General features: G+C 54.0%; 22 protein-coding genes and 1 riboswitch. Of the genes, 9 read left to right on the top strand and 13 right to left on the bottom strand.

What is annotated here, in order from left to right:
• Positions 1 to 70 precede the first annotated feature (70 nt).
• On the top strand, positions 71 to 1,180 hold the full coding sequence (gene apbC / locus DEO48_RS12195; RefSeq protein WP_109845307.1) for an iron-sulfur cluster carrier protein ApbC: 1,110 nt from the start codon (positions 71 to 73) through the stop codon (positions 1,178 to 1,180).
• A 95-nt stretch (positions 1,181 to 1,275) separates the two neighbouring features.
• Here apbC and DEO48_RS12190 read toward each other — a convergent pair whose 3' ends face one another.
• Together DEO48_RS12190 and DEO48_RS12185 are read right to left on the bottom strand one after the other, a co-directional pair.
• A complete protein-coding gene (locus DEO48_RS12190) occupies positions 1,276 to 1,731 on the bottom strand; it encodes a GNAT family N-acetyltransferase (RefSeq protein ID WP_234649993.1) in 456 nt (151 codons plus the stop codon).
• Positions 1,706 to 2,038 carry an RcnB family protein gene (locus tag DEO48_RS12185; RefSeq protein WP_023336316.1) on the bottom strand — a complete coding sequence of 111 codons (333 nt, stop codon included), beginning with the start codon at positions 2,036 to 2,038 and terminating at the stop codon, positions 1,706 to 1,708. The genes DEO48_RS12190 and DEO48_RS12185 overlap by 26 nt, the downstream gene beginning before the upstream one ends.
• A gap of 487 nt (positions 2,039 to 2,525) precedes the next feature.
• On the opposite strand from DEO48_RS12185, the gene DEO48_RS12180 reads away from it, so the two are divergent.
• The 4 genes from DEO48_RS12180 (at position 2,526) to DEO48_RS12165 (ending at position 6,886) form a co-directional block, all read left to right on the top strand.
• On the top strand, positions 2,526 to 3,665 hold the full coding sequence (locus DEO48_RS12180; protein WP_109845306.1) for a polysaccharide export protein: 1,140 nt from the start codon (positions 2,526 to 2,528) through the stop codon (positions 3,663 to 3,665).
• Entirely contained in the window at positions 3,665 to 4,099 is a 435-nt protein-coding gene (locus DEO48_RS12175; protein WP_109845305.1) for a protein tyrosine phosphatase, read from the top strand. Before DEO48_RS12180 ends, DEO48_RS12175 begins: the two co-directional genes overlap by 1 nt.
• A 14-nt stretch (positions 4,100 to 4,113) precedes the next feature.
• Positions 4,114 to 6,294, top strand: coding sequence for a polysaccharide biosynthesis tyrosine autokinase (locus DEO48_RS12170; protein ID WP_109845304.1), 2,181 nt, complete (start codon positions 4,114 to 4,116; stop codon positions 6,292 to 6,294).
• Positions 6,295 to 6,370: 76 nt separating this feature from the next.
• Complete coding sequence (locus DEO48_RS12165) at positions 6,371 to 6,886, top strand: protein disulfide oxidoreductase (RefSeq protein WP_109845303.1); 516 nt, start codon at positions 6,371 to 6,373, stop codon at positions 6,884 to 6,886.
• A gap of 35 nt (positions 6,887 to 6,921) precedes the next feature.
• Here DEO48_RS12165 and DEO48_RS12160 read toward each other — a convergent pair whose 3' ends face one another.
• The 4 genes from DEO48_RS12160 to DEO48_RS27155 all read right to left on the bottom strand — a co-directional run bounded on the left by DEO48_RS12160 (position 6,922) and on the right by DEO48_RS27155 (position 11,740).
• The gene (locus DEO48_RS12160; RefSeq protein ID WP_109845302.1) at positions 6,922 to 8,388 is read right to left on the bottom strand and encodes an aspartate aminotransferase family protein; all 1,467 of its coding nucleotides are present in this window, start codon (positions 8,386 to 8,388) and stop codon (positions 6,922 to 6,924) included.
• 18 nt (positions 8,389 to 8,406) lie between these two features.
• Positions 8,407 to 9,783: a diaminobutyrate--2-oxoglutarate transaminase gene (locus DEO48_RS12155; protein ID WP_014884533.1), complete on the bottom strand. Its 1,377-nt coding sequence runs from the start codon at positions 9,781 to 9,783 to the stop codon at positions 8,407 to 8,409.
• Between the two features lie 313 nt (positions 9,784 to 10,096).
• Positions 10,097 to 10,531, bottom strand: coding sequence for a hypothetical protein (locus DEO48_RS12150; RefSeq protein WP_109845301.1), 435 nt, complete (start codon positions 10,529 to 10,531; stop codon positions 10,097 to 10,099).
• A 210-nt stretch (positions 10,532 to 10,741) separates the two neighbouring features.
• The gene (locus DEO48_RS27155) at positions 10,742 to 11,740 is read right to left on the bottom strand and encodes a YadA C-terminal domain-containing protein (RefSeq protein ID WP_258306096.1); all 999 of its coding nucleotides are present in this window, start codon (positions 11,738 to 11,740) and stop codon (positions 10,742 to 10,744) included.
• Between the two features lie 618 nt (positions 11,741 to 12,358).
• A riboswitch (TPP riboswitch) is annotated at positions 12,359 to 12,455 on the top strand.
• 35 nt (positions 12,456 to 12,490) lie between these two features.
• On the opposite strand from DEO48_RS27155, the gene thiM reads away from it, so the two are divergent.
• The 3 genes from thiM to DEO48_RS12130 are packed head-to-tail and all read left to right on the top strand — an operon-like array spanning position 12,491 to position 14,847.
• Entirely contained in the window at positions 12,491 to 13,261 is a 771-nt protein-coding gene (gene thiM / locus DEO48_RS12140; RefSeq protein ID WP_109845300.1) for a hydroxyethylthiazole kinase, read from the top strand.
• Positions 13,258 to 14,058: a bifunctional hydroxymethylpyrimidine kinase/phosphomethylpyrimidine kinase gene (gene thiD, locus DEO48_RS12135; RefSeq protein ID WP_045402942.1), complete on the top strand. Its 801-nt coding sequence runs from the start codon at positions 13,258 to 13,260 to the stop codon at positions 14,056 to 14,058. The genes thiM and thiD overlap by 4 nt, the downstream gene beginning before the upstream one ends.
• A gap of 42 nt (positions 14,059 to 14,100) precedes the next feature.
• Entirely contained in the window at positions 14,101 to 14,847 is a 747-nt protein-coding gene (locus DEO48_RS12130; protein ID WP_109845299.1) for a GntR family transcriptional regulator, read from the top strand.
• Here DEO48_RS12130 and DEO48_RS12125 read toward each other — a convergent pair.
• The 3 genes from DEO48_RS12125 to DEO48_RS12115 are packed head-to-tail and all read right to left on the bottom strand — an operon-like array spanning position 14,821 to position 18,049.
• The gene (locus DEO48_RS12125) at positions 14,821 to 15,774 is read right to left on the bottom strand and encodes a PfkB family carbohydrate kinase (protein ID WP_109845298.1); all 954 of its coding nucleotides are present in this window, start codon (positions 15,772 to 15,774) and stop codon (positions 14,821 to 14,823) included. The two genes, DEO48_RS12130 and DEO48_RS12125, sit on opposite strands and share 27 nt — an antisense overlap.
• The gene (locus DEO48_RS12120) at positions 15,771 to 16,775 is read right to left on the bottom strand and encodes an ADP-ribosylglycohydrolase family protein (RefSeq protein WP_109845297.1); all 1,005 of its coding nucleotides are present in this window, start codon (positions 16,773 to 16,775) and stop codon (positions 15,771 to 15,773) included. The genes DEO48_RS12125 and DEO48_RS12120 overlap by 4 nt, the downstream gene beginning before the upstream one ends.
• Positions 16,772 to 18,049, bottom strand: a complete 1,278-nt coding sequence (locus DEO48_RS12115; protein ID WP_109845296.1) for a nucleoside permease — start codon at positions 18,047 to 18,049, stop codon at positions 16,772 to 16,774. Before DEO48_RS12115 ends, DEO48_RS12120 begins: the two co-directional genes overlap by 4 nt.
• A gap of 250 nt (positions 18,050 to 18,299) precedes the next feature.
• Here DEO48_RS12115 and fbaB point away from each other — a divergent pair, with 250 nt between their 5' ends.
• The gene (gene fbaB, locus DEO48_RS12110) at positions 18,300 to 19,352 is read left to right on the top strand and encodes a class I fructose-bisphosphate aldolase (RefSeq protein ID WP_023312424.1); all 1,053 of its coding nucleotides are present in this window, start codon (positions 18,300 to 18,302) and stop codon (positions 19,350 to 19,352) included.
• Positions 19,353 to 19,408: 56 nt separating this feature from the next.
• Here the strand turns inward: fbaB and yegS are convergent, their stop codons facing one another.
• From yegS to yegQ, 4 genes are all read right to left on the bottom strand, one after another.
• Positions 19,409 to 20,308: a lipid kinase YegS gene (gene yegS, locus DEO48_RS12105; RefSeq protein WP_109845295.1), complete on the bottom strand. Its 900-nt coding sequence runs from the start codon at positions 20,306 to 20,308 to the stop codon at positions 19,409 to 19,411.
• Positions 20,309 to 20,484: 176 nt separating this feature from the next.
• The gene (locus tag DEO48_RS12100; protein WP_109845294.1) at positions 20,485 to 21,090 is read right to left on the bottom strand and encodes a hypothetical protein; all 606 of its coding nucleotides are present in this window, start codon (positions 21,088 to 21,090) and stop codon (positions 20,485 to 20,487) included.
• A gap of 7 nt (positions 21,091 to 21,097) precedes the next feature.
• A complete protein-coding gene (locus DEO48_RS26780) occupies positions 21,098 to 22,063 on the bottom strand; it encodes a hypothetical protein (protein WP_181367002.1) in 966 nt (321 codons plus the stop codon).
• Positions 22,064 to 22,479: 416 nt separating this feature from the next.
• The gene (gene yegQ, locus DEO48_RS12085) at positions 22,480 to 23,841 is read right to left on the bottom strand and encodes a tRNA 5-hydroxyuridine modification protein YegQ (RefSeq protein WP_023312421.1); all 1,362 of its coding nucleotides are present in this window, start codon (positions 23,839 to 23,841) and stop codon (positions 22,480 to 22,482) included.
• Positions 23,842 to 23,941: the final 100 nt, after the last annotated feature.

Raw genomic sequence — 23,941 nt, 5'->3', positions numbered from 1 at the left:
AGCACAAACCGCGGCCTTTCAGGTAAACTTGTCCATCTAAGGTCTTATTCACAAGAACAAAGGAGTCGGGATGAGTTCTCAATCCCAGGCCAAATCACCGGAAGCCTTACGAGCAATGGTCGCCGGGACGCTGGCTAACTTTCAGCATCCAACCCTGAAGCACAATCTCACTACGCTGAAAGCGTTACACCACGTTGCCTGGCTGGACGATACCCTGCACATTGAGCTGCAGATGCCGTTCGTCTGGACCAGCGCCTTTGACGCGCTGAAAGAGCAGACCAGCTCTGAGCTGCTGCGTATTACCGGTGCGAAGGCGATCGACTGGAAGCTGAGCCACAGCATCGCCACGCTGAAGCGCGTGAAAAACCAGCCTGGCGTGAACGGCGTGAAAAATATCATTGCCGTCAGCTCGGGCAAGGGCGGGGTAGGGAAATCTTCTACCGCCGTTAACCTGGCGCTCGCGCTGGCAGCGGAAGGGGCAAAGGTCGGTATTCTGGATGCCGATATCTACGGTCCGTCTATTCCTAACATGCTGGGCGCGGAAAACCAGCGCCCCACCTCGCCGGACGGGACCCACATGGCGCCAATTATGGCGCACGGTCTGGCGACCAACTCCATCGGTTACCTGGTGACTGACGATAACGCCATGGTCTGGCGCGGCCCGATGGCCAGCAAAGCGCTGCTGCAGATGCTGCAGGAGACGATGTGGCCTGATCTGGATTATCTGGTGCTGGACATGCCGCCGGGCACCGGTGACATTCAGCTGACGCTGGCGCAGAACATTCCGGTCACAGGGGCGGTCGTCGTGACTACGCCGCAGGATATCGCGCTGATCGACGCCAAAAAAGGCATCGTGATGTTCGAGAAGGTGGAAGTGCCGGTGCTCGGTATCGTCGAGAACATGAGCATGCACATCTGCAGCAACTGCGGTCACCACGAACCTATCTTCGGTACGGGTGGTGCAGAAAAACTGGCAGCGAAGTATCACACCCAGCTGCTGGGGCAGATGCCGCTGCACATTACCCTCCGTGAAGATCTGGACAGCGGAAAGCCGACGGTGGTCAGCCGCCCGGACAGCGAATTTGCAGAGATGTATCGTCAGCTGGCGGGTCGCGTTGCGGCGCAGCTTTACTGGCAGGGCGAAGTGATCCCGGGCGAAATCGCGTTCCGCGCGGTGTAACGCCTTCGCGTTGAATTGCCGGGTGGCGCTTCGCTTACCTGGCCTACAACTGGCACTATCACGTAGGTCGGGTAAGGCGAAGCCGCCACCCGACTTTAACCCAACCGATAGTGCATCAAATAATACTCTCCGTCCGGAGAATCACCCGTCGCCTCAATGTGCCAGCCGTGTCGCTGGTAAAACGCAATAGCCCGCGCATTCTTCACCAGGCACTTAAGCGAACCCGTACTGGTAAACGTTTCCTGTACGTGTTCAAGTAAATCATGCCCGACGCCCATGCTCTGATACTGCGGATCGACAAACAGGTTGTGCAGGAAATTATCGTTCGTCCAGACGGAGGCAAAACCCAGGCGATGACCGTTCTGTGCAGCAACCCAAATCACTTCGTCACGGGTTGCCGCGTCAAAGTCTTCCAGCTGCCAGTCTGCACTGTCCAGCCATGGCCAGGCTTCACGCCGGGCGTGGAGGTAGAGCGTGCGCAGGAAAGGGCGGTCACTTTCCTGCCAGGGGCGAATCACAATTGCGTTAGCGGTGATAGAAAATATCTCCATTGTAGGCTTTGTAGATCTTGCCATCAGCATCGCCGATCAGCACGTAGTTCTCACCCATATAGGTCCAGTGGGTTCCGGCATCCGGAGCCGGCAGGTTACGTAACTGGTACTGTTTGATGGTGTACTCCGGCGTTTGATACTGCGCCGGTGCCGTGTCGCCAATCTTGAATTTCGTAAAGTCAGCGATGAACTCTTGTTCTTCATAGGCCTTGATGCCGGATGGCGCAGCGGCCGTTTGCGGGGCAGCGAATGCAGATCCCGCCAGAGACAGTAATACACCCAGAAGCAGCAATTTACGCTTAGCCATTTTTTCTCCAGTGATATCGTTATAGATACTTTTCGTCTGCAGGTCGTGCAAAGCGGAGCAGACAGTCCATTTTAAGTATCAACGCAGGGTATGTTTGAAAAAAAATGTAACAAAAGTGGACGGTTTTGTGTAGTCGAATGGGATGATGTTTATCACTGTGGTGAATATTGCCTGCTCAGTATATTTTTAAAATTTATTATTTCACTAATTAATTCTGAAAATAACTTTTGATGTCAAAATTGGACTGATGTGTGAATGCTTTCCCTATGAAGACGATTTAATATTGCCTTCGGGTGAAGCGGTCTTACTTCCTTTTTTGTTACAGGGTTGAGTATTGCTTTCGTGTTTTAGAGAGCGGTTTGGCCACGTTTTACAATGTCAGAGTTTCATATTGCATGAAAATAATCAGTTAAATTTCATGGCGTTAGATTTGATCTCTTTGAAAGATTAACGATAAGCGCAACGTTAAAAAGAAATATTTATACAAATGAAAAGTACAACTGCATTTTCGCTGTTATTTCTCACCGTTAGTCAGTTAACGGGGTGTGTATTTTCCCCCGGCCAGAACTTAAGTGTGTCCGGGAAAAAGGTCATTGCGGCGGAAGACGTTAATTATAATCTTGATAAGCGCGTGGAAATTTTCCCATTAACGCCGGGATTGATTGAAAAGCTGCGTCCGACCGTATCGAAATCTCAGGCAAATCCTAATCTGGATGAGCAGATCAAAAACTGGGAATACCGTATTGGCACAGGCGACATCCTGACGGTCACCGTCTGGGATCACCCTGAATTAACGACGCCCGCGGGACAATATCGTAGCGCAAGCGATGCAGGCAACTGGGTCAACGCCGATGGTACTCTCTTTTATCCCTACGTCGGTAAGCTGCGGGTGGCGGGAAAAACGGTTTCACAGGTACGTGAAGAGATTACAGAGCGACTGGATAAAGTCATTGAGAGCCCGCAGGTGGACGTCAGCATTGCCGCCTTCCGTTCGCAAAAAGCCTATGTCACCGGAGAGGTCGAAAAATCGGGCCAACAACCCATAACGAATATTCCACTGACGGTGATGGATGCGGTTAACGCCGCTGGCGGTCTTTCTGCGGATGCCGACTGGCGTAACGTCGTGCTCACGCATGACGGCAAGGATTCCCGACTTTCGCTCTATGCGCTGATGCAGCATGGCGATTTGACTCAAAATAAGCTGCTTTATCCGGGCGATATCCTGTTTATTCCCCGGAACGACGCGCTGAAAGTGTTCGTGATGGGCGAAGTGGTCAAGCAGAGTACGCTTAAGATGGATCGTAGCGGCATGACGCTGGCCGAAGCCCTGGGAAATGCTGGTGGACTTAACCAAAATATGGCCGATGCAACCGGCATTTTTGTTATTCGGCAGGTATCCAAAAAAGGCGACACGGACAAAATTGCCAATATCTATCAACTGAATGCGGAAGATGCGTCAGCCATGGTGCTGGGTACGGAATTCCAGCTGGAGCCGTATGACATCGTTTACGTCACTACGGCACCGTTATCACGCTGGAATCGCGTTATAACCCAGCTGGTGCCTACCATCAGCGGTGTCCATGACCTGACCGAAACCGTTCGTTACATCAGATCGTGGCCGCAGTAATGTTTCAGTCAATTTTAGTGGTCTGCACCGGCAATATTTGCCGTTCACCGATTGGTGAGCGGCTGTTGCGTCAGCAATTACCCGGCAAGCAGGTGACCTCAGCAGGTATTTTTGGACTCGAAGGACGCCCGGCGGATGCGGCTGCGCAGGCGGTCGCCTGGCGTCATGGTGTTTCGCTGGAAGGGCATGTTGCCCGAAAGGTGACGCGCAGCCTGCTGCAACAATCCGATTTGATTCTGGTAATGGAGCCGGAACACCTCCGTTTTATTGCCGCAATGACTCCGGAGAACCGGGGAAAATCGCTGCTCTTTGGACAATGGCTGGAAACCAGGGACATTCCCGACCCGTATCACAAAAGTCGCGAAGTCTATGAATATGTTTTCGAGCAATTGGGTAAAGCCAGTCAGGAATGGGCTCGTCGTTTGAGTCAATAAGGAATGAAGCCGTAATGTCGTCTTCTAAATCAGATAAATATAGTGCTGCGACACCGCAGAATAATGAAATCGATCTTCTTCAGTTGCTTGCTGAGATGTTTGACAACCGGGTGACGATTGCGTGTGTCACGCTCCTGTTCACGGTATGCGCGGGTATCTACGCGTTCAGCGCCACGCCAGTTTATCAGGCTGATGCCCTGGTACAGGTAGAAGCGAAGCAGAGTAACTCACTGCTCAAGAATCTGACCCCTTTCGAGTCTGAACTCTCGCCAGAGGTCGCGCCGGAACTTTTACTCCTTAAATCACGGATGATTTTGGGAGAGACCGTTGATCAATTAGGGTTGACGTACAACGCCAGGCGACGCGTGTTTCCTGTCATCGGGCCGTTATGGGAACACGTGCGGGGACGTAAATCCGATGAAATAACGATCGGCGCGCTGACTATTCCTCTTCTGGAAGGTAAGCCACAAACGCTTTTACTCACCGTACAGGGGAAAGGGCGGTATCGTCTTGAGGGAAAAACGCTTCAAGCAGAAGGCATCGTGGGGAAAACGCTGGTTAAAGACGGAATGTCGCTTCTGGTGACATCCCTCAGCGCGGAACCAGGCACCCAGTTTACCCTCGAAGCAGTTACAAGGCTTGACGCGATCGGCGCCATTCAGAACAGGCTTACGGTTGTTGAGTCGGCGAAACAGAGCGGTATGATCGCATTAACGTTAATGGGTGAAGACCCCGCCAGGATCGCCACGGTACTTAATACCATTGCTGAAAATTTTCTCAGCCAGAATATTGCGCGCCAGGAAGCGAAAGATTCCCGTAGCCTCACGTTCTTACAGGAGCAATTACCTAAGATCAGCCGGGAACTGGATGAAGCTGAAGCGCGTCTGAATGCCTACAGAGAGCAACGCGATTCTGTCGACTTATCTCTGGAAGCAAAGTCAGTCCTTGATCAGGTTGTTAACGTGGAAAACCAGCTTAACGAGCTGACGTTCCGCGAAGCAGAGGTTTCACAACTTTTCAAAAAGGACCATCCCACCTACCGTGCCTTGCGGGAGAAAAAACAAACGCTTGAACGCGAGCGTGCGCGCCTGAATAATCGCGTCTCAACCATGCCTTCCACGCAGCAGGAAATCTTACGGCTGAGTCGTGACGTTGAGTCCGGGCGTACCATATACCTGCAGTTGCTGACGCGTCAGCAAGAGTTGAGTATTTCGCGTTCCAGCACTATCGGGAACGTGCGGATTATTGACCCGGCCGTTGCGAAGCCAGATCCGATCAAACCGCACAAAGCGCTCATTATCGTACTGGGTATGCTGATGGGGTTGATGCTCTCTGCCGGAATGGTTTTAGTACGCTCAGCCTTTAAGCGGGGCATTACCTCGTCTGAACAACTGGAAGTGCAGGGGATACCGCTTCTGGCGACGCTTCCGCGCTCGGTATGGCTCTGGAAAAAAACGCACCTGCGCAGGAGAACCCTGTTTGCGTCCCACTGGAAGCACAGAACGTCGAACGTCCCTTTCCTGCCCGTTGACCGCCCGGCAGATATGTTTGTCGAGGCGGTGCGCGGGCTGTGCACCAGTCTGCATTTTACCATGATGGATGCCACAAACCGGATTGTCGTGGTGTCTGGACCCACGCAGGACTGCGGAAAGACGCTGGTCAGTACTTCAATGGCGTCGATTGCCGCTCAGGCCGGACAGCGAGTGCTGTTTATTGATGCGGATATGCGCAAGGGATATGTCCACAATGTGTTCAAACTGACCAATCATCGGGGATTATCCTGCGTGCTCGGAGGAGACATTGAATGGCAGACGGCTGTTCAACGCGTTGAAAAAGGCGGTTTTGATGTATTGACCTGCGGACCCCAACCTTCACATCCCGTTGAGCTGCTCATGAGTGAACGCTTCCAGGCCGTGATGTCGCAGATAGATAAAATGTATGACATCGTGATTGTCGATACCCCTCCTGTGCTTGCCGTAACGGATGCCTTGCTGATAGCCCGAGCAGCGGCGACCACGCTGCTGGTCGCCCGCTTTGGTAAAACTAACGTCAAGGAGATCGAGAACTGCCTGAAGCGTCTGCAGCAAATGGGCGTGCAGGTGAATGGCGCGATCCTCAATGATATCGTGAAATCTGCCGTGCTTTATTACAACTCGGGATATAGCCATTACGACTACGGTTATACCCAGGAATAAACCTGACGCGACACTTCTTTACAGCGTGATGGCGTATTGCCCGTTAAGATGACCTTCGTTAAAACATGAGGTCATAATGGATAACCGCAAAATCAGTCGACTGCGCCGCTGGGCGCGGGAAGGAATCGTACTCGTTCTGCTGACGCTGGCCGTAGTGTGGGGTGTTGATCAGTATCGAAAACCGACACTCCCCGCCAGTTTTAGCGCAACACCAATGCAGAGCATCGACGGTAACATTCACGATATCTCGGCCCTGAGCCAGGAACGGCCGCTGCTGATTTACGTCTGGGCCACCTGGTGCAGCATATGCCGTTACACGACGCCTTCCGTTAATCAGCTGGCAGAAGAGGGGGGGAACGTGGTGAGCATTGCCATGCGTTCCGGTGATAACGCAAAGCTTGCGCGCTGGGTTGAAAAGAAACAGCTGAAAATGCCGGTGATTAACGATGTAAACGGTGCGTTGTCGCAGCAGTGGCAGGTGAGCGTAACGCCGACGCTGGTCATTGTGTCGAAGGGTAATGTGGTCAGTACCACGACGGGATGGACGAGCTACTGGGGATTAAAATTAAGGATGTGGTGGGCAGGCGTATAAAATAACCCCTCTCCCGGCGGAAGAGGGGTGCTGTATTACTTAGCCAGAATTTCCTGCGCGGTGCGCTCAACCAGAGACAGCAGGATTTTAATATCTTCCAGCGTCACGGTTGGGTTCAGCAGCGTCAGCTTCAGGCAGGTGACGCCGTTGTGCTCGGTCACACCAACGTTCGCACGGCCGGATTCCAGCAGCGCATCACCAATTTTCTGGTTCAGCAGGGCGATGCCCGCGTCACCCATCTGCACCTGTCCGCGGAAGCGGAACAGAACGCTTGCCAGCTGTGGCTGCATAACCAGTTCCAGAGCAGGCTGCTCTTTCACGTAGGCAGCAACCTGCTGCGCCAGGGTCACGCCGTGATCGATGATCGCCGCGTATTGCTCCTGACCCAGCGCTTCCAGGCTCATCCACAGCTTCAGCGCGTCAAAACGACGGGTGGTCTGCAGAGATTTGGACACCAGGTTAGGTACGCCCGCTTCTTCATCGAACTCCGAGTTCAGATAGGCCGCCTGATAGCGCATCAGCTCATAGTGGCGCGCTTCTTTCAGCAGGAACGCGCCGCAGCTGATGGTCTGGAAGAACTGCTTGTGGAAGTCCAGGGTGACGGAATCCACCAGCTCGATGCCGTCCAGGTAGTGACGATACTGCTCAGACATCAGCAGCGCGCCGCCCCAGGCCGCATCGACGTGTACCCAGATGTTCTGCTTAGCGGCCAGCGCTGCAATTGCACGCAGCGGGTCGATAGCACCGGCATCGGTGGTACCTGCCGTCGCGACGATCGCCAGAATCTGCTCGCCGTTCGCATTGCACTGCTCAATTTTCGCAGCCAGATCGGTCAGATCCATGCGGGAGAATTCGTCCGTTTTCACCTGCACTACGGACTGGTAGCCCAGACCCATCAGCGCCATGTTTTTCTGCACGGAGAAGTGTGCGTTTTCGGAGCACAGCACGCGAATTTTGCGCAGATCTCCCACCAGACCGTCCTGCTGAACGGAGTGACCCTGACGCGCAAAGAACGCATCGCGCGCCAGCATCAGGCCCATCAGGTTGCTCTGGGTACCGCCGCTGGTGAAGACACCGGCGTCGCCGGCCTGATAACCCACGCGAGTACGCAGCCACTCGATCAGTTTGATCTCGATAATGGTTGCGGACGGGCTTTGATCCCAGGAGTCCATGCTCTGGTTAGTGGCGTTAATCAGCACTTCCGCCGCCTGGCTTACGACCAGGCTTGGGCAGTGCAGGTGCGCCACGCACTGCGGGTGATGAACGGACAGGCTGTCTTTCAGGAAGAACTCCACGGCGCGTTCAATCGCCGCTTCGTTGCCCAGCCCTTTCGGGTTGAAATCCAGCTTAATACGGTCGCGCAGTTCCGCGACCGTTTTGCCCTGGTACATCTCAGGCTGTTTCAGCCACTGCATCACAGCCTGAGTGCTTTGTTCGATCGCCTGCTGGTAAGCTTCAATGCTCTGCGCAGAGGAGAACAAAATTGGGTTTGAATCAGACATCGTAATCAATAACTCCGGTTACGCCGGGCGAACGCCCGCAGCAAGCAGTGCCTGCTCAAATTTATCCAGGAAGATTTTCAGCTCTTCGTCGCTGATCAGCAGAGACGGCAGCAGACGCAGAACGATACCGTTACGGCCGCCGCGCTCAAGAATCAGACCGGCTTCGAAGCACTTCTTCTGAATCAGTGCAGACAGCTCGCCGTCGCCCGGGAAGCAGCCCATGTGGTCAGCGGCTTCGTGTGGCTTAACGATCTCAATACCGATCATCATGCCCAGACCGCGCACGTGGCCGATAACAGGATAGCGTTTCGCCATCTCTTTCAGCTGGCCTTTCAGCCATTCGCCCTGAGCGGCCACTTTGCCCGCGATGTTCTGGTCTTTCAGGATTTTCAGCGTGGTCAGGCCGGTCGCCATCGCCAGCTGGTTGCCGCGGAAGGTACCGGTGTGGTGGCCTGGCGCCCATGCGTCAAACTGCTTTTTGATACCGAGCACGGCCAGCGGCAGACCGCCACCTACGGCTTTAGACATCACGATGATGTCTGGCTCAATGCCCGCGTGTTCGAAGGCGAAGAATTTGCCGGTACGGGCAAAGCCAGCCTGCACTTCGTCGAGGATCAGCAGAATGCCGTGTTCCTGAGTCACTTTACGGATGCGCTGCAGCCACTCAGCCGGAGCCGGGTTCACGCCGCCTTCGCCCTGAACGGCTTCCAGAATCACCGCAGCAGGTTTACGCACGCCGCTTTCAACGTCGTTGATCAGGTTATCGAAGTAGTACGTCAGCGCTTTCACGCCCGCTTCACCACCGATACCCAGCGGGCAACGGTACTCATGCGGGTAAGGCATGAACTGCACTTCGGGCATCATACCGTCAACCGCTTCTTTCGGAGACAGGTTGCCGGTCACGGACAGCGCGCCGTGGGTCATACCGTGGTAACCACCAGAGAAGCTGATGATACCGCTACGACCAGTCACTTTTTTCGCCAGCTTCAGCGCCGCTTCAACGGCGTCAGCACCGGATGGACCGGTGAACTGCAGGCAGTACTCTTTGCCCTGACCAGGCAGCAGAGAGAGCAGGTATTCAGAAAACGCGTCTTTCAGAGGCGTAGTCAGATCCAGGGTATGTAACGGCAAGCCGCTGGTAATGACATTTTGGATGCTTTTCAGCACATCAGGATGGTTATGGCCAAGCGCAAGGGTCCCCGCGCCTGCTAAACAGTCAAGGTATTCTTTATTATCTGCATCGGTGATCCACACGCCTTCTGCTTTAGTGATGGCTAAAGGCAGTTTGCGCGGATAACTCCTGACGTTAGATTCAAACTCGGCCTGACGGGCCAGATAGGTTTCGTTGCTTTTGTGGGCATCTACGGTGTCAATACGGACTTTATCCGTCATCATATCACTCCTACAACCGCCGCTTCGTTATGAGCCACGATTGAATAAAAAGTTAAAAAACAGATGGGGGCCTGAAAAAAACGCCGCCAATATAGAGCCTTTTGCCACGGGGCTCAATGGTTAATTTGTTTACTGTTTTGTGACATGGCGCTCAGGGGAAGGGATATCCCCTTTTTAAGAAAGAAAATTGCGCTTTATGATAAAGAAAAACAGACTGTTACGTGTGTTCTGCCCCGACTGTAAATTCATAAAAAAGAGTGTGACAAATCGTGCCATTCGCTGACCAAAAAGGAGGCAGACAGCCTCCTTGTTAGCTTTATTTCTGCGATACCTGCAAAATGCCGTGGTTACGCCCCGTCGTCTTATTCCAGGACGCCGCCGTAATGCCGTTCTCATCAAGGCTTAGCGATATAACAAAACCATTACCGTGAATCTCATAGAAATGAGTATTCAGACGTTTCACGATGGCCTTTTTGCCGTTAATGGTGGCGTCAAGAAAGCCGTTTAAAATCGTGGCGTTAACCGCATCCGATGTGAAAGTGGCTTCACGCAAAGGGTCGTGGACCGCAGCTGTTGTGTGCTGTGCCGCATTTTGGGCTTTTGTTTTGTGAATATCACAAGAGCCGTCATTCGCGTTCATCTCAGTACATCCTGAACGTTCTAATTGAGCACGATAGTGCGCGTTAATCGCATGAGCCGGTGTTATCGCTACCGTCAATATCAGTGCAATCCATATTAATTGAGTTTTCATGGCTAAACTTTTGTCCACCTTATAAAACACACAGATAATAAGAGACGTACATCATGCCGATCCAAATACCGACACCAATGAGCATCAGATACAGGGTCGCTGAAATAATGATATGTCTGAGCATGTTTTTTCTGTCATCGCTATTCTTGCCGGAGGCAAGCGGGTTATTAACTTAACGGCGTCAGTTAATAATGCTTAAGTTGTATTTAGTTAAAATCCCATTCCGACGCCAACTGACGCTCCCATATTATTGGCGGTATCATCAGAGAAGCTCACTTTCGCGATGACATGTGAATTGAAGTTAACGGATGCCCCGACGGCAAGGGCGCTTTCATTATTGTACGTTGCACCGCCAGCAGAGAACATAACATGCTGATTCGTTTGTACCTGCGGTAAACCTGCCATCGCCATGGCGCCCGAGATACCAGCGTTAGCCTGCTTCTTATTATTATCCACTTCGTCATGCAATGATTTGAATTGCTGATTGGTGTTGTTATTCATTGCCTGTAACGTCTGCTTTGTTGCCTGAAGTTCCTGAGCGGTGGCGGTAACAGCCTGGCTGTTGTTGGCTACTTTCGTTTGCGTCGCTGCGTCTACCTGCAAGCGCGTTACGGTAGTTGCCACACCATCTTTCCCATTATGACCATCTGCGCCGTCACGTCCGTTAATTCCTGCTGCCCCCTGTGCGCCCGTATCTCCCTTATCACCTTTCGCGCCATCTTTTCCATCTACTCCGTTGACTGGTTTTGGCATATTCTCTAAAGAGGTGATGCGTTGCTCATGATCCGTCAATACGTTGCCTTGTAATTGGGTTTGGTTTTGAAGCTGAATGATATCAGAGCCATTTTTAACAACGTCTAATAAAGCAGTGTCTGCTTTTTGACTAGCGGTATCAGCAAGAGCACCGGCACGTTTAGCCTCACCATCAACACGATTAATTTCATCTACCCGATTACGTGATTCAGCATCTAAATCGCCGCGTAAAAGGGATATTGACGTGGTGTTAGAACTTACCCCACTTTTAAGCTTATCAATATCATCTAAATCATAAGATTTGATTGATTCATCTTGACCATGGATGGAAAGAAAAACGTTGCTACCATCAGTTGTCTGAATCATCGCTTCAGCAGCTGTAGCAACATGGAATGAACCACCAGCAACCACATACAGTGCAAAAACAGAAATAATAGATTTATTCAAAGGTTTCATTTTAAATGACCACATCATTAATGTATTGAAAAAATAATATTTAGCTGAACGGTTTTCATGAGACAGAGATTAACCATCAATGACGGTTGAACTCTGCCTTAATCTTTTTTAATAACGTGAATTAACTATCAATTAAACCCAAACTAATTATTTTGATCTAAATCATAAATAATATGAATAAGTACAGCGAAGGGGTGTGGTAACTCTATGATTTATTTAATGTATACATTTATTTGTGAGTTGCACGATAATTTTATAACTCGCTTTAAGTAATTGATTGAAAAATGAATATTTAACGTTGTTAAACAGATGAGTGAATTCTTTTTATTTCGTATGAAAGGAGTTTATATGTCTTATAAAAGAATAAATCACGCGTAACAGGGCTGAAAAAATAATAGCCCTAGTAAAAGTGCACAATAAAGATTGTCAATAACACGTTAACAATTACTGAACCAGAATTAACTAAAGCGTAATAAATGTTGGCAAATGACGGGAAAGAGCGTCTGGAGATTTCCGCTGTGACAAACGGCGTGATAAATCGAAACTCCTTGCGCCTGGCCTGGGGCCGCGGTTACACTACATAACGTTAATGAGTTTTATAACTCACTGTTTTAAAAGTATTTTGACTCGGGGTGCCCTTCTTTGTGAAGGCTGAGAAATACCCGTATTACCTGATCTGGATAATGCCAGCGTAGGGAAGTCAGATGCCTTCCCGGTCATCGCTTCTTCACGCAAGGCAGGAGCGAACCCATGCAGCCTGACCTGCTCGATTTACACGTTTTACACCACTTCCGAACCCGTTCTCCGCTGACCCACTGTATGACCAACGATGTCGTACAGACCTTCACGGCCAACGTTTTGCTGGCGCTTGGCGCATCACCCGCGATGGTGATTGAGGCCGAAGAGGCTGAACAGTTTGCCGCGATTGCCGATGCGCTGCTGGTTAACGTTGGTACGCTGACCTCGCCGCGCGCCCAGTCGATGCGTCGGGCAATAGAAAGCGCGGTGGCGGCAGGCAAGCCCTGGACGCTGGACCCGGTTGCCGCGGGCGCCCTGACGTTCCGCACCCGTTTTTGCCATCAAATCCTTGCCCTGAAACCGGCTGCCATTCGCGGCAATGCCTCCGAGATTCTGGCCCTTGCCGGGATGAGCGCGGGCGGACGCGGCGTCGATACAACCGATACCGCAGCCAGCGCGGTGCCCGCTGCACAGGCGCTGGCTCGCCAGACCAATACCGTTGTGGTCGTCACCGGTGAGGTGGATTACATCACTGATGGGCAACGCACCCGCACGGTAACGGGCGGCGATCCGTTAATGACGCGCGTAGTGGGTACCGGATGCGCGCTTTCTGCCGTTGTGGCGGCGAGCTGCTCGCTGCCGGGCGACCGGATGGATAACGTCGCTGCCGCCTGCGGATGGATGAAGCGAGCCGGAACGGTGGCCGTTGCGCAGTCGCGTGGCCCGGGCAGTTTTGCCAGCGCGTTTCTGGATGCGCTCTATACGCTGGAGGAGCAGGCATGAAGCGGATTAACGCCCTGACCATTGCCGGCACCGATCCCAGCGGCGGCGCGGGTATCCAGGCCGATCTCAAAACCTTCTCGGCCCTTGGCGCGTACGGCTGCTCGGTCATTACCGCGCTGGTGGCGCAAAACACGCGCGGCGTGCAGTCGGTCTACCGTATCGAGCCGGATTTTGTTGCCGCGCAGCTGGATTCAGTGTTCAGCGATGTGCGCATCGATACCACCAAAATCGGCATGCTGGCTGAGACGGATATTGTGGAAGCGGTGGCCGAGCGGCTTAAACGCTATCAGGTGCAAAACGTGGTGCTTGATACCGTCATGCTGGCTAAAAGCGGCGACCCGCTGCTTTCCGTCTCCGCCGTGGAGACGCTGCGTACAAAGCTACTGCCGCAGGTGGCGCTTATCACGCCCAATCTGCCGGAAGCCGCCGCGCTGTTAGGCACATCGCATGCGCAAACTGAACGCGAGATGAAAGCGCAGGGAAACGCGCTGCTGGCGATGGGCTGCGGGGCGGTTCTGATGAAGGGCGGTCATCTTGACGACGCTGAAAGCCCGGACTGGCTCTTTACCCGCGACGGCGAAGTACGTTTTACCGCGCCGCGCGTGCAGACCAAAAACACCCACGGCACGGGCTGCACGCTCTCCGCCGCGCTGGCGGCGCTGCGCCCGCGGCATGACTGCTGGGCTGATACGGTGCGCGAAGCGAAAACCTGGCTCTCGGCGGCGCTGGCAAAAGCCGATACTCTGGAAGTGGGTCACGGTATTGGACCGGTTCATCATTTTCATGCATGGTGGTAACCCAGTATACTGGCAGGAAACACCACGCCTGAGAAAACAGAGATGGAACAAGCGCATACCCGGTTAATCGCTCAACTGAATGAACGGATCGCCGCGCCTGACAACACGCCGCTGTACCTGAAATTTGCCGAAACGGTAAAAAATGCGGTGCGAAGCGGCATGTTAGAGCACGGGAATATTTTGCCCGGCGAGCGCGATCTGAGCCAGTTAACCGGGGTGTCGCGCATCACCGTGCGAAAGGCGATGCAGGCGCTGGAGGAAGAGGGCGTGGTTACGCGCTCTCGTGGCTATGGCACGCAAATCAACAATATCTTTGAATATTCGCTGAAAGAAGCGCGCGGCTTTTCCCAGCAGGTGGTGCTGCGCGGCCAAAAGCCTAATACGCTGTGGGTCAACAAGCGGGTGGTGAAGTGCCCGGAAGAGGTCGCAAACCACCTGTCGATCCCTCCGGACAGCGAGGTCTTTTTGCTCAAGCGCATTCGCTATGTGGATGACGATGCGGTGTCGATTGAAGAGTCATGGGTGCCGGTTGGCCTCATTCCCGATGCGGATGCGATTGGCATTTCGCTGTACGACTACTTCCGCAGCCAGAATATCTTCCCGCAGCGCACCCGTTCACGGGTTAGCGCCCGCATGCCGGACAGCGAGTTTCAGGCGCACATTAAGATGGACGAAAAAATACCGGTGCTGGTGATCAAGCAGGTCGCGCTTGACCAACAGCACCGGCCGATTGAGTACAGCATCAGCTACTGTCGCAGCGATCTATACGTCTTTGTGTGCGAGGAGTAGCGCCTCGCGAGTCGGGGCGCAGTCACCGCCGCGGTGGCTGACCACCCAGGACGCCACGGCATTCCCCAGCAGAACGGCGTCTGCCAGTGACCATCCCGCCGCCAGCCCGGCAAGCGTGCCGCCCGCGTGGCTGTCGCCAGCGCCAATTGTATCCACAACCGTCGCCGGAAACGCCGGAACAACGCCCGCATCGTCGCCGTCATACCACGTGGCGCCGTCTTTATCATGCCGCACAATCAGCGCGGCGCCGAAGCGCTGCTGCCAATCCGCACCCAGGTTTTCAGCCGCTACGCCCAGCCGTTCGGCTGCGATCTCCGCTTCCTGACGATTGAGCGACACGATCGGCCTGCAGGCCATAATCCGCGCCATCAGCGCGTCGGGGATATCCGCGATGCGGGGGCCGAAATCGATAAACGCCGTCACGTCCCGCAACCCCTCCAGCCAGCATGTCAGCAGCTCGCCGCACGGCGAGGCCAGCTGGTAGCCGGATAAGTAGACCAGGCTGTTCGACGGGATGTTAAGCACATCAAGCCAGCGCTGCTGCCACTGGTTCTCCACGCCGCTAAAGGACATAAAGGTGCGCTCGCCGTCTGGCTCCACCAGCGCCAGGCACCAGCCGTTATCGCCGGTTTCGGCCTGGATGGCGCTGTGCAGATCCTGCTTCGCCATGGCGTTGCGGATGATGTCCGCCCATACCCCGTGACCAACAGGCAGGGCGTTTTGCGCTGTAATGCCGAGCCGCTTCAGGGCGATGGCAATGTTCAGCGCGCAGCCGCCAATATTCACGCCCTGCTGTTTGAGCTCGATATCGCACCCGCGCCAGGGCAGGGCGTAGGCGTCGGCGATGACGTCTATCACCGCCGCGCCCAGCACCGTCAGCGGGCGCGTGGCGTGCAGGGTGTCGAGACGTTGGGCAAATGAACTCATACGCCCTCCCTTTGCTCCCGGTAGTGCAGCAGTTTCTCGCTATAGTGGCCGAAATCGAGCCGGTTGACGGCGTCGAGTTCGGCTTTGAGCGCCGGGTCAATCGCCTGCACGCCATGGAGCGCGCCGCAGATGGCCGTCGCCATCGCGCCAATAGTGTCGGTATCGCCGCCCAGGTTGGCGCATAAAATGGCGCAGCGGTTCGGGTCGGTTCCCGCCAGTTCGACCATCGCAATGGCCGCCGGAACGGACTCAATGGTGCTGGTTCCGGCCCCCACGAGCTGGTACACCTGCTCGCTGGCGGACTCAACCCCGTTAGCTTCCCGTACGGTCTTAAGCGCCAGCTCAATACGTGCCGCTAGCGATGCGCTGAAGGTGGTGGTTTTCGCCTCCTGCGCGTAGCGGGCGATACCCGGCAGCGCATCGACGATGTTCTGCCAGCTTTCGCCGTCGACGGCGCGGGAAATCGCCCAGGCAATCACCACCGCGCCGGCAATGGCGAGGTCGGATTTATGGGTCGGGCTGGAAGCCAGCGCCACCTGCTCAACAAAGTGTTCCAGACGCGTGGCCGGGAGCAGGCAGCCCAGCGGGGAGGCGCGCATAGCCGCCCCGTTGGTTACGCCGTTGTTGTCCAGTTCGTTAACCGGCTTGCCGTCGCGAATCGCGTTAAGCGCGATTTTGGAGGTTGGGCCGAGCACGTTCTTATTAAACGCGTCAAAATCGAGCGCCCAGCGCAGAATATGCTTGCCGATAACGTCCGCGTTAATCTCCCCGTCGCACTCGATGAGCGCGTCCGCCAGGCACAGCGCCATTGAGGTATCGTCGGTGAACTCTGCCTGTTTGAAATAGCAGGCCGCATTATTCTCTGCCGGGCCGGGTAAAAAGCGGTCGATCCAGCCGAAGTGCGCCTTGACGCGCTTTCTCGGCCACAGCTCCGACGGCATGCCCATCGCATCCCCTAACGCCTGCCCGTAAAGAGCACCGAGAACACGTTCTTGTTTCATTTAACTTCCCCTTGTGTCAGCGCGGCATCGCTATCAACCACCTCAATTGCGGCGATCTCTTTATCCGATTCGCGGAAAAACAGCATAAACAGCACGGCAATCACGGCAATCATGATTGCACCAAACGTCCACATTCCGGCCCAGTTGAAGGTCAGCCCATCCACCGGCTCTTTGTATGCGAACATTTTTTCCATCATCACGCCGCCCAGGCGGTAACCCAGCAGGCTACCAAAGCCCTGACAGCACAGCGTAATCAGGCCCTGCGCGGCGGTGCGCATATGCACCGGCGCTTTTTTGTCCACGTAGATGTACGCGGTGACGTAATAGAAGTCGTAGCTTACGCCGTGCAGCAGAATGCCGAGGAACAGCAGGGCGTAGGTAAAGTACTGTTCCGCTCCGCCGTAAACGAAGAACCCGTAGCGGATGGCGGCGGTAATCAGGCCCAGCAGTAAGACCTTCTTAATACCAAAGCGTTTGGTAAAGAACGGCAGGGCGAGCATAAAGAAGATTTCGGAGAACTGGCCGAGCGTCATCCAGCCGGTGGCGTTTTTCATCCCCACTTCGGTGAGATAGCCGTTGGCGAAGATGTAATAGAAGGCCAGCGGCATGGCGAACAGGAACGAGCAGAAGAAGAACACCAGGAAGTTTCTGTCGCGCAGCAGGATCAGCGCGTCCAGCCCGAGCATCACTTTGAAATCCAGCTTGCCGGTACTTTTCGGCGGCGTATTCGGCAGGAACAGGGCAAAGACGCCGAGCAGGGCGGAGCTGGCTGCCGTCATCAGCAGAGGAATATTGGTATCGGAAATATCGCTGTAGCCGAGCATCTGCGGCAGGAACCCGCACGCAAGACCGGAGGCGATCCAGCCGATGGTGCCCATCACGCGGATGCGCGGGAAATCGGCCTCGACGTCGTCCACGTTGGCAAAGGCGATACTGTTGGTCAGCGCGATGGTTGGCATATAGGTCAGGGAGTAAACCAGCAGCAGCGGGAAGAAGGTGCTGAACTGGGTTTGCTGCGCGGCGAAGTACATCAGAATGGCTCCGGCGAACATCAGCGCTGACAGCACTTTCTGCGCGGCGAAGAAGCGGTCCGTCAGCGAGCCGACCAGAATCGGCGAGAGGATTGCGGCAATGGCGGTACAGGCGTAAGACCAGCCGATTTCCCCGGCGGTAAAACCGCTTTTGCTCAGCCACAGCCACAGCGGCACAAACCACGCGCCCCAGATAAACCATTCAACAAACATCATGAATGACAGTTGGACTTTCGTTTTCATTTTTTAATCCTGCATGTCAGAGAGGGTACGCCTTTAACATACCACTCAATAATACCTTTTAAATACCTTTGTGGTGATTGTTTGATCAATGTAACAGTTTTGTTGTACACGAATCGAGCCAGCAGATTGTGCTGAAAAAAAATGCAAAAGGTGGAAAATCTGTTAAGTCGGTACCAGGCTTAGTCTGCCCATAAAAGATGGGACTGGATAAACACACACCGACACGACGTCGGACTTACGGGAGTATCACATGACTGATATTGCGCAGTTGCTTGGCAAAGACGCCGACAGCCTTTTACAGCATCGTTGTATGACCATTCCAGCCGACCAGCTGTATCTGCCTGGTCACGACTACGTTGACCGCGTGATGATCGATAACAACCGTCCGCCTGCGGTCCTGCGAAATATGCAGACGCTCTACAACACCGGGCGGCTCGGCGGCACCGGGTATCTCTCAATCCTGCCGGTGGACCAGGGCGTTGAGCACTCTGCGGGCGCCTCTTTTGCGGCGAATCCTCTCTACTTCGATCCGAAGAACATTGTTGAGCTGGCGATTGAGGCGGGCTGTAACTGCGTGGCGTCGACCTACGGCGTGCTGGCCTCGGTTTCGCGTCGCTATGCCCACCGCATTCCATTCCTCGTGAAGCTGAACCACAACGAAACCCTTAGCTACCCAACCGAGTATGACCAGACCCTTTACGCCAGCGTCGAGCAGGCGTTCAACATGGGCGCGGTGGCGGTAGGGGCGACGATTTACTTCGGCTCCGAACAGTCCCGTCGTCAGATTGAAGAGATCTCCGCGGCGTTTGAGCGTGCGCACGAGCTGGGCATGGTCACCGTACTGTGGGCATATCTGCGCAACAACGCGTTCAAGAAAGACGGCGTGGATTACCATGTATCCGCCGACCTGACCGGGCAGGCGAACCACCTGGCGGCGACCATCGGAGCGGATATCGTGAAGCAGAAAATGGCCGAGAATAACGGCGGCTACAAAGCGGTGAACTTTGGCTACACCGACGATCGCGTTTACAGCAAGCTGACCAGCGATAACCCGATCGACCTGGTGCGCTACCAGCTGGCGAACTGCTACATGGGCCGCGCGGGGCTGATTAACTCAGGCGGCGCGGCGGGGGGTGATACCGACCTGTCAGACGCGGTGCGTACGGCGGTTATTAACAAACGCGCGGGCGGCATGGGGCTGATCCTTGGCCGCAAGGCGTTTAAGAAATCGATGGCCGACGGCGTGAAGCTGATCAATGCGGTTCAGGACGTCTATCTGGACAGCAAAGTAACGATTGCCTGACGGCTCCATCTCCCTCTCCCGGTGGGAGAGGGCATCATCGCGCACCGTGCGAAACATCAGCGCAAAAGCACGCAGTCCGGCGGCAGCCGACACTGTAGCGCGCCGGGCAACACCTCAATGCGGAACTGCGTCCCGCTCAGCGGCTCTCCGTCGAGGTTAAAGGTCATCCCGTGGGGAGCATTCACTTCAAACCACGCTGATTTCCCGGCGATGATATTTGGACTCTCTTCCGGCTGCGTCAGCGTGGTAAACAGCGCGGGCAGCAGGCCGTCGCCAGTGAAAATACGCAGCTGGAGCTGACCGTCATTAATCAGCGCCTCCGGGCACAGCTGCTGTCCGCCGCCCGCCTGACGTCCGTTGCCAATCCCAATTACCAGCGCGTCACCCTGCCACTGAAAATCCTCGCCGCGAATTTCGCAGCGGTCAGGCTTGAGGGTGTCCATGCGCATCAGGCCGTGGATCAGGTACGACACGCCGCCCAGCGCCGCCTTCAGCTTTTCCGGCGTTTCGCTGGTGATGCGCGTGCCAAACCCGCCCGTCGCCATATTGATAAAGCAGGTTTTATCATTCACCTGCGCAATATCCACAGCGGTGGCCTTGCCGAGGATCGCCAGCTGGAGCGCTTTCTCCAGCTCTTCCGGGATCCCTGCGCTAGTGGCAAAATCATTGGCGGTGCCGAGCGGTAAAATACCCATCACCGGCCGGTTTGCCGGGGGCAGGTCGATAAGCGCTGACGCAATCTCATTGATGGTGCCATCGCCGCCGCCGGAAATGATGGTGCTGACGCCAAGCCCGAGGGCTTCATTAATATAGCGTGCCGCGTCGCCTTTTTCCCACGTCACCCTGACGTGAATGCGCGCGCCGTCGTCACGCAAACCCTGAATTGCCTGACGCAACGGATCGTTGCCCGCGCTTTTGCCATTGAGAATCAATAAACTGTCTGGATAGGTTGCCATCCGCGCTGCTCCCTTTTTTAGCGTTAGTAAGAGTGTATAGCAGAGAGGAAAAAAGCGGGTAAGAACAGGATGAAAGGGAGAAATAATCCCGCGTAAAAAGGGGGCTCCTTTACAACGAAAGATGTGCCCCGTGTTGTTAACTCTTTAAACGGCTTTCGCTCAAAAGATTCTTACCGTCAGCGTTTGAGCCCTGCCATTTTACTGTTCTCAATTTTCAACTGTTTACGCCACACCCGATTATGTAGCGTTAGCGCAATTGAACGGTAAAAGACTGACGTATTCATCCACACGATATTCAGGCCGAAAAATCCCAATCCTAATAGTGAGGTTATTTGCGGTGTGTAATTCTCTACAGAGCCGAATAAAAGCGAAATCCAAGTCCAGATAAAATAAACAATGCTCATCAAGCCAGTCAGTGTAATGAAAGAAATATGCAGTTTATATCCCGTTAAGGACCCTCTGGCAGTTAAAAACATCGTGCTCATTACAATCATGCAATACACCACTGCTGCAAGAAATACTCCCATCATTACCTTAAATTCAGGTAAGCCGAGCAGGCGAAATAGCAACATCCAGACAGACACTTGTAGCATAGCGTAGCAAAAAATAGTGAGTAAGGTACTTATTGCTAAGGGAATACCTGTCATATGTACACCCACAGGAACACCGAACTGACCTTTTAAGCGATCTTTCAATGATTCAAGCCGTTGGCAATCGTCAGTCGCCATTTCACCTGTTATCACAGCACTTAATGCAAGGCTCTTTTTGATGTAATTTATCATGTCCGGGTCAATAACTTCCTGTAAATGAAAATGACTGAATCAAACCAAAAACGTATTTACCAGATTGTGTAATATTCTGAGGATTCCGGATTGTACCCGAGATAGCACTGCCAACAAATGCTGAGGAGTTTGAAATAGCATTCAACAGCTCTCGCTGTAAGAGCAGCTGCAGCGCTTCCGAGGGGTAACGTTTAGGGTAAACGCCAGCTTTCATCGCTGCTTTAACCCCTGAATTAGAGATCCCGGGATTTCGGATACGAATGATTTCCTCAGTTAACCGCGTGCGGTCCGCTCGGCTCATTTTTTGTAATAACGAGAGTAAACTTTCGGACGTCGAGCGATTAAGTAGGCGGTAGGTTAATACTGCGCTTTTTAGACCCGCAGCAGCCCCGGCAAGTGAAATCGCATCAAGAGCAGTATTGGTTGCGGTATACCACTCCTTGGAATCCATCCACGCAACATAGTCATTATGATTCATGGCAATAAGTGACAAGCGGCCAAGCCCGTTTGCACACTGAATTCCTGTTGCTACACCACCAGCGACAATCACAGCGGCAACAGCACCGGAAGAACCTGCGGTGAGAGGAATGGCCATACCTGCACCTGCAGCAAGTACGACAGTAAGAATGGCAGCTCCGCAAGAAATCGCCGTAGAACCTATTTCAGTCGCTAATGATGGTGACTGAATCGTAGCCGTCGTTGCCTGGATGGGATTATTTGATGAGGCATTTACTTTCGTAATGACGACATGACTTACCGAGCTTTCGTTTGGCGTCGCAATCCGCCTTGAGGGCCTTACTAACCACTGACGCGCACCGTCTGAGTAGATGATCCCAACCTGGCTAAAGTTACGGCTACAGTCCAACTGATTGGCAAGAGCGGTGAAATTTATATCCCTGCCGGAGGCAAGACCCAGACTGCGTGCAAGTTCGTAATCCGGAATATCCTTTGAAATCTGACCAGGAAATGTCATGTCGTCTCTCCGTCCGTGTGAAATCGTATATCGCTAAGAAATCAAGAGTAAAGGGCATGTTGTGGACGGGAATTAGGAATGATCCTAATAACGCTCCATCCTGCCAGATCCAATGAAAATTGTGATGGATATCATATACCCGCCCGATTTTCGTAAAAGATATTCCAGCAGACGCTGTCGCGAATCAACACCCTTCATTTGGTGGGGCTACGCAATTTGATTTTTAATAAGTGGACTGAATGGGGCAAAAAATAAGCCCGCGTAAGGGAGATTACGCAGGCTAAGGAGGTGGTTCCTGGTACAGCTAGCATTTATGGGTTATGTTTTTCAGCGGGGGGATAATACCCGTATTGAACGAAGCGGTATGTGATCCGATTCTAAGAATTATCCCAGCGCGAAAAAATTTCCCTGATTAACTATTTGCCGTGTGGGTTTCGGGTGCTTTCACCGTTGAAGTTACGCATCAGCAGCGCAAACTTCAGCTCCACCTCTTCCGGAACCGGCAGCCAGACGGTATGACCATCACCCGGCGCCACGTCAATCGCCTCGCCTTTGCCGTTTTCCAGATGCTCCAGCGTGAAGTTCATGTTGCCCTGCGGGGTCATCAGCTCCAGGCTGTCGCCTTTGGTGAATTTGTTTTTCACCGCCACGGCCGCCAGCGCGCCTTTGCGCTCGCCGGTGAAGTCGCCAACAAACTGCTGGCGCTCGGAAACGGAGTAGCCGTGCTCGTAGTTCTGGTAGTCATCGTGGGTATGACGACGCAGGAAGCCTTCGGTATAGCCGCGGTGCGCCAGGCCTTCCAGAGTTTCCAGCAGGCTGGTATCGAACGGTTTACCGGCCGCCGCATCGTCGATGGCTTTGCGGTACACCTGCGCGGTGCGCGCGCAGTAGTAATAGGATTTGGTGCGGCCTTCAATCTTCAGGGAGTGCACGCCCATCTGGGTAAGACGCTCAACGTGGGCGATGGCGCGCAGATCTTTCGAGTTCATGATGTAGGTGCCGTGCTCGTCTTCAAAGGCGGTCATGTACTCGCCTGGGCGTTTGGCTTCTTCAATCATAAACACGCTGTCGGTTGGCGCGCCGATGCCCAGCGTCGGCTCGACGTTGGTCACCGGGATAGGCTCGTGCTTGTGCACAATATTACCTACGTCATCCTCTTTGCCTTCCTGGACGTTGTATTCCCAGCGGCAGGCGTTGGTGCAGGTGCCCTGGTTCGGGTCGCGCTTGTTGATATAGCCTGAGAGCAGGCAGCGGCCGGAGTAGGCCATGCACAGCGCGCCGTGAACGAAGATTTCGATTTCCATATCCGGCACCTGGGTGCGGATCTCTTCGATCTCTTCCAGAGACAGTTCGCGGGACAGGATGACGCGAGTCAGCCCCATCTGCTTCCAGAACTTCACCGTCGCCCAGTTGACGGCGTTAGCCTGGACGGAGAGGTGAATATCCATCTCCGGGAAGTTCTCCCGAACCAGCATGATTAAACCCGGGTCCGACATGATCAGCGCGTCCGGCCCCATATCCACCACCGGCTTCAGGTCGCGGATGAACGTTTTCAGCTTAGCGTTGTGCGGCGCGATGTTCACGACCACGTAGAATTTCTTGCCCAGGGCATGCGCTTCGTTGATGCCGAGCTGCAGGTTCTCGTGGTTGAATTCGTTGTTACGCACGCGCAGCGAGTAGCGCGGCTGGCCCGCATAAACGGCGTCGGCACCATAGGCGAAAGCGTAACGCATATTTTGCAGCGTACCCGCCGGGGAAAGGAGTTCCGGTTTAAACATGTTTGTTCTCGTTCTGATGACAGGTCAGATCCGCGTGCACCAGGTGCAGCGGTAAGGGGAGATCCCCCACTTTAAGGGCGGGCATTGTAGCGCTGCGGGG

This window comes from Enterobacter sp. CGMCC 5087 (assembly GCF_003144775.1).
Classification (GTDB): Bacteria; Pseudomonadota; Gammaproteobacteria; order Enterobacterales; family Enterobacteriaceae; genus Enterobacter; species Enterobacter cloacae_M.
The sequence above is the reverse complement of the archived record's forward strand: the minus strand, read 5'-3'. Positions and strand labels throughout refer to the sequence as shown.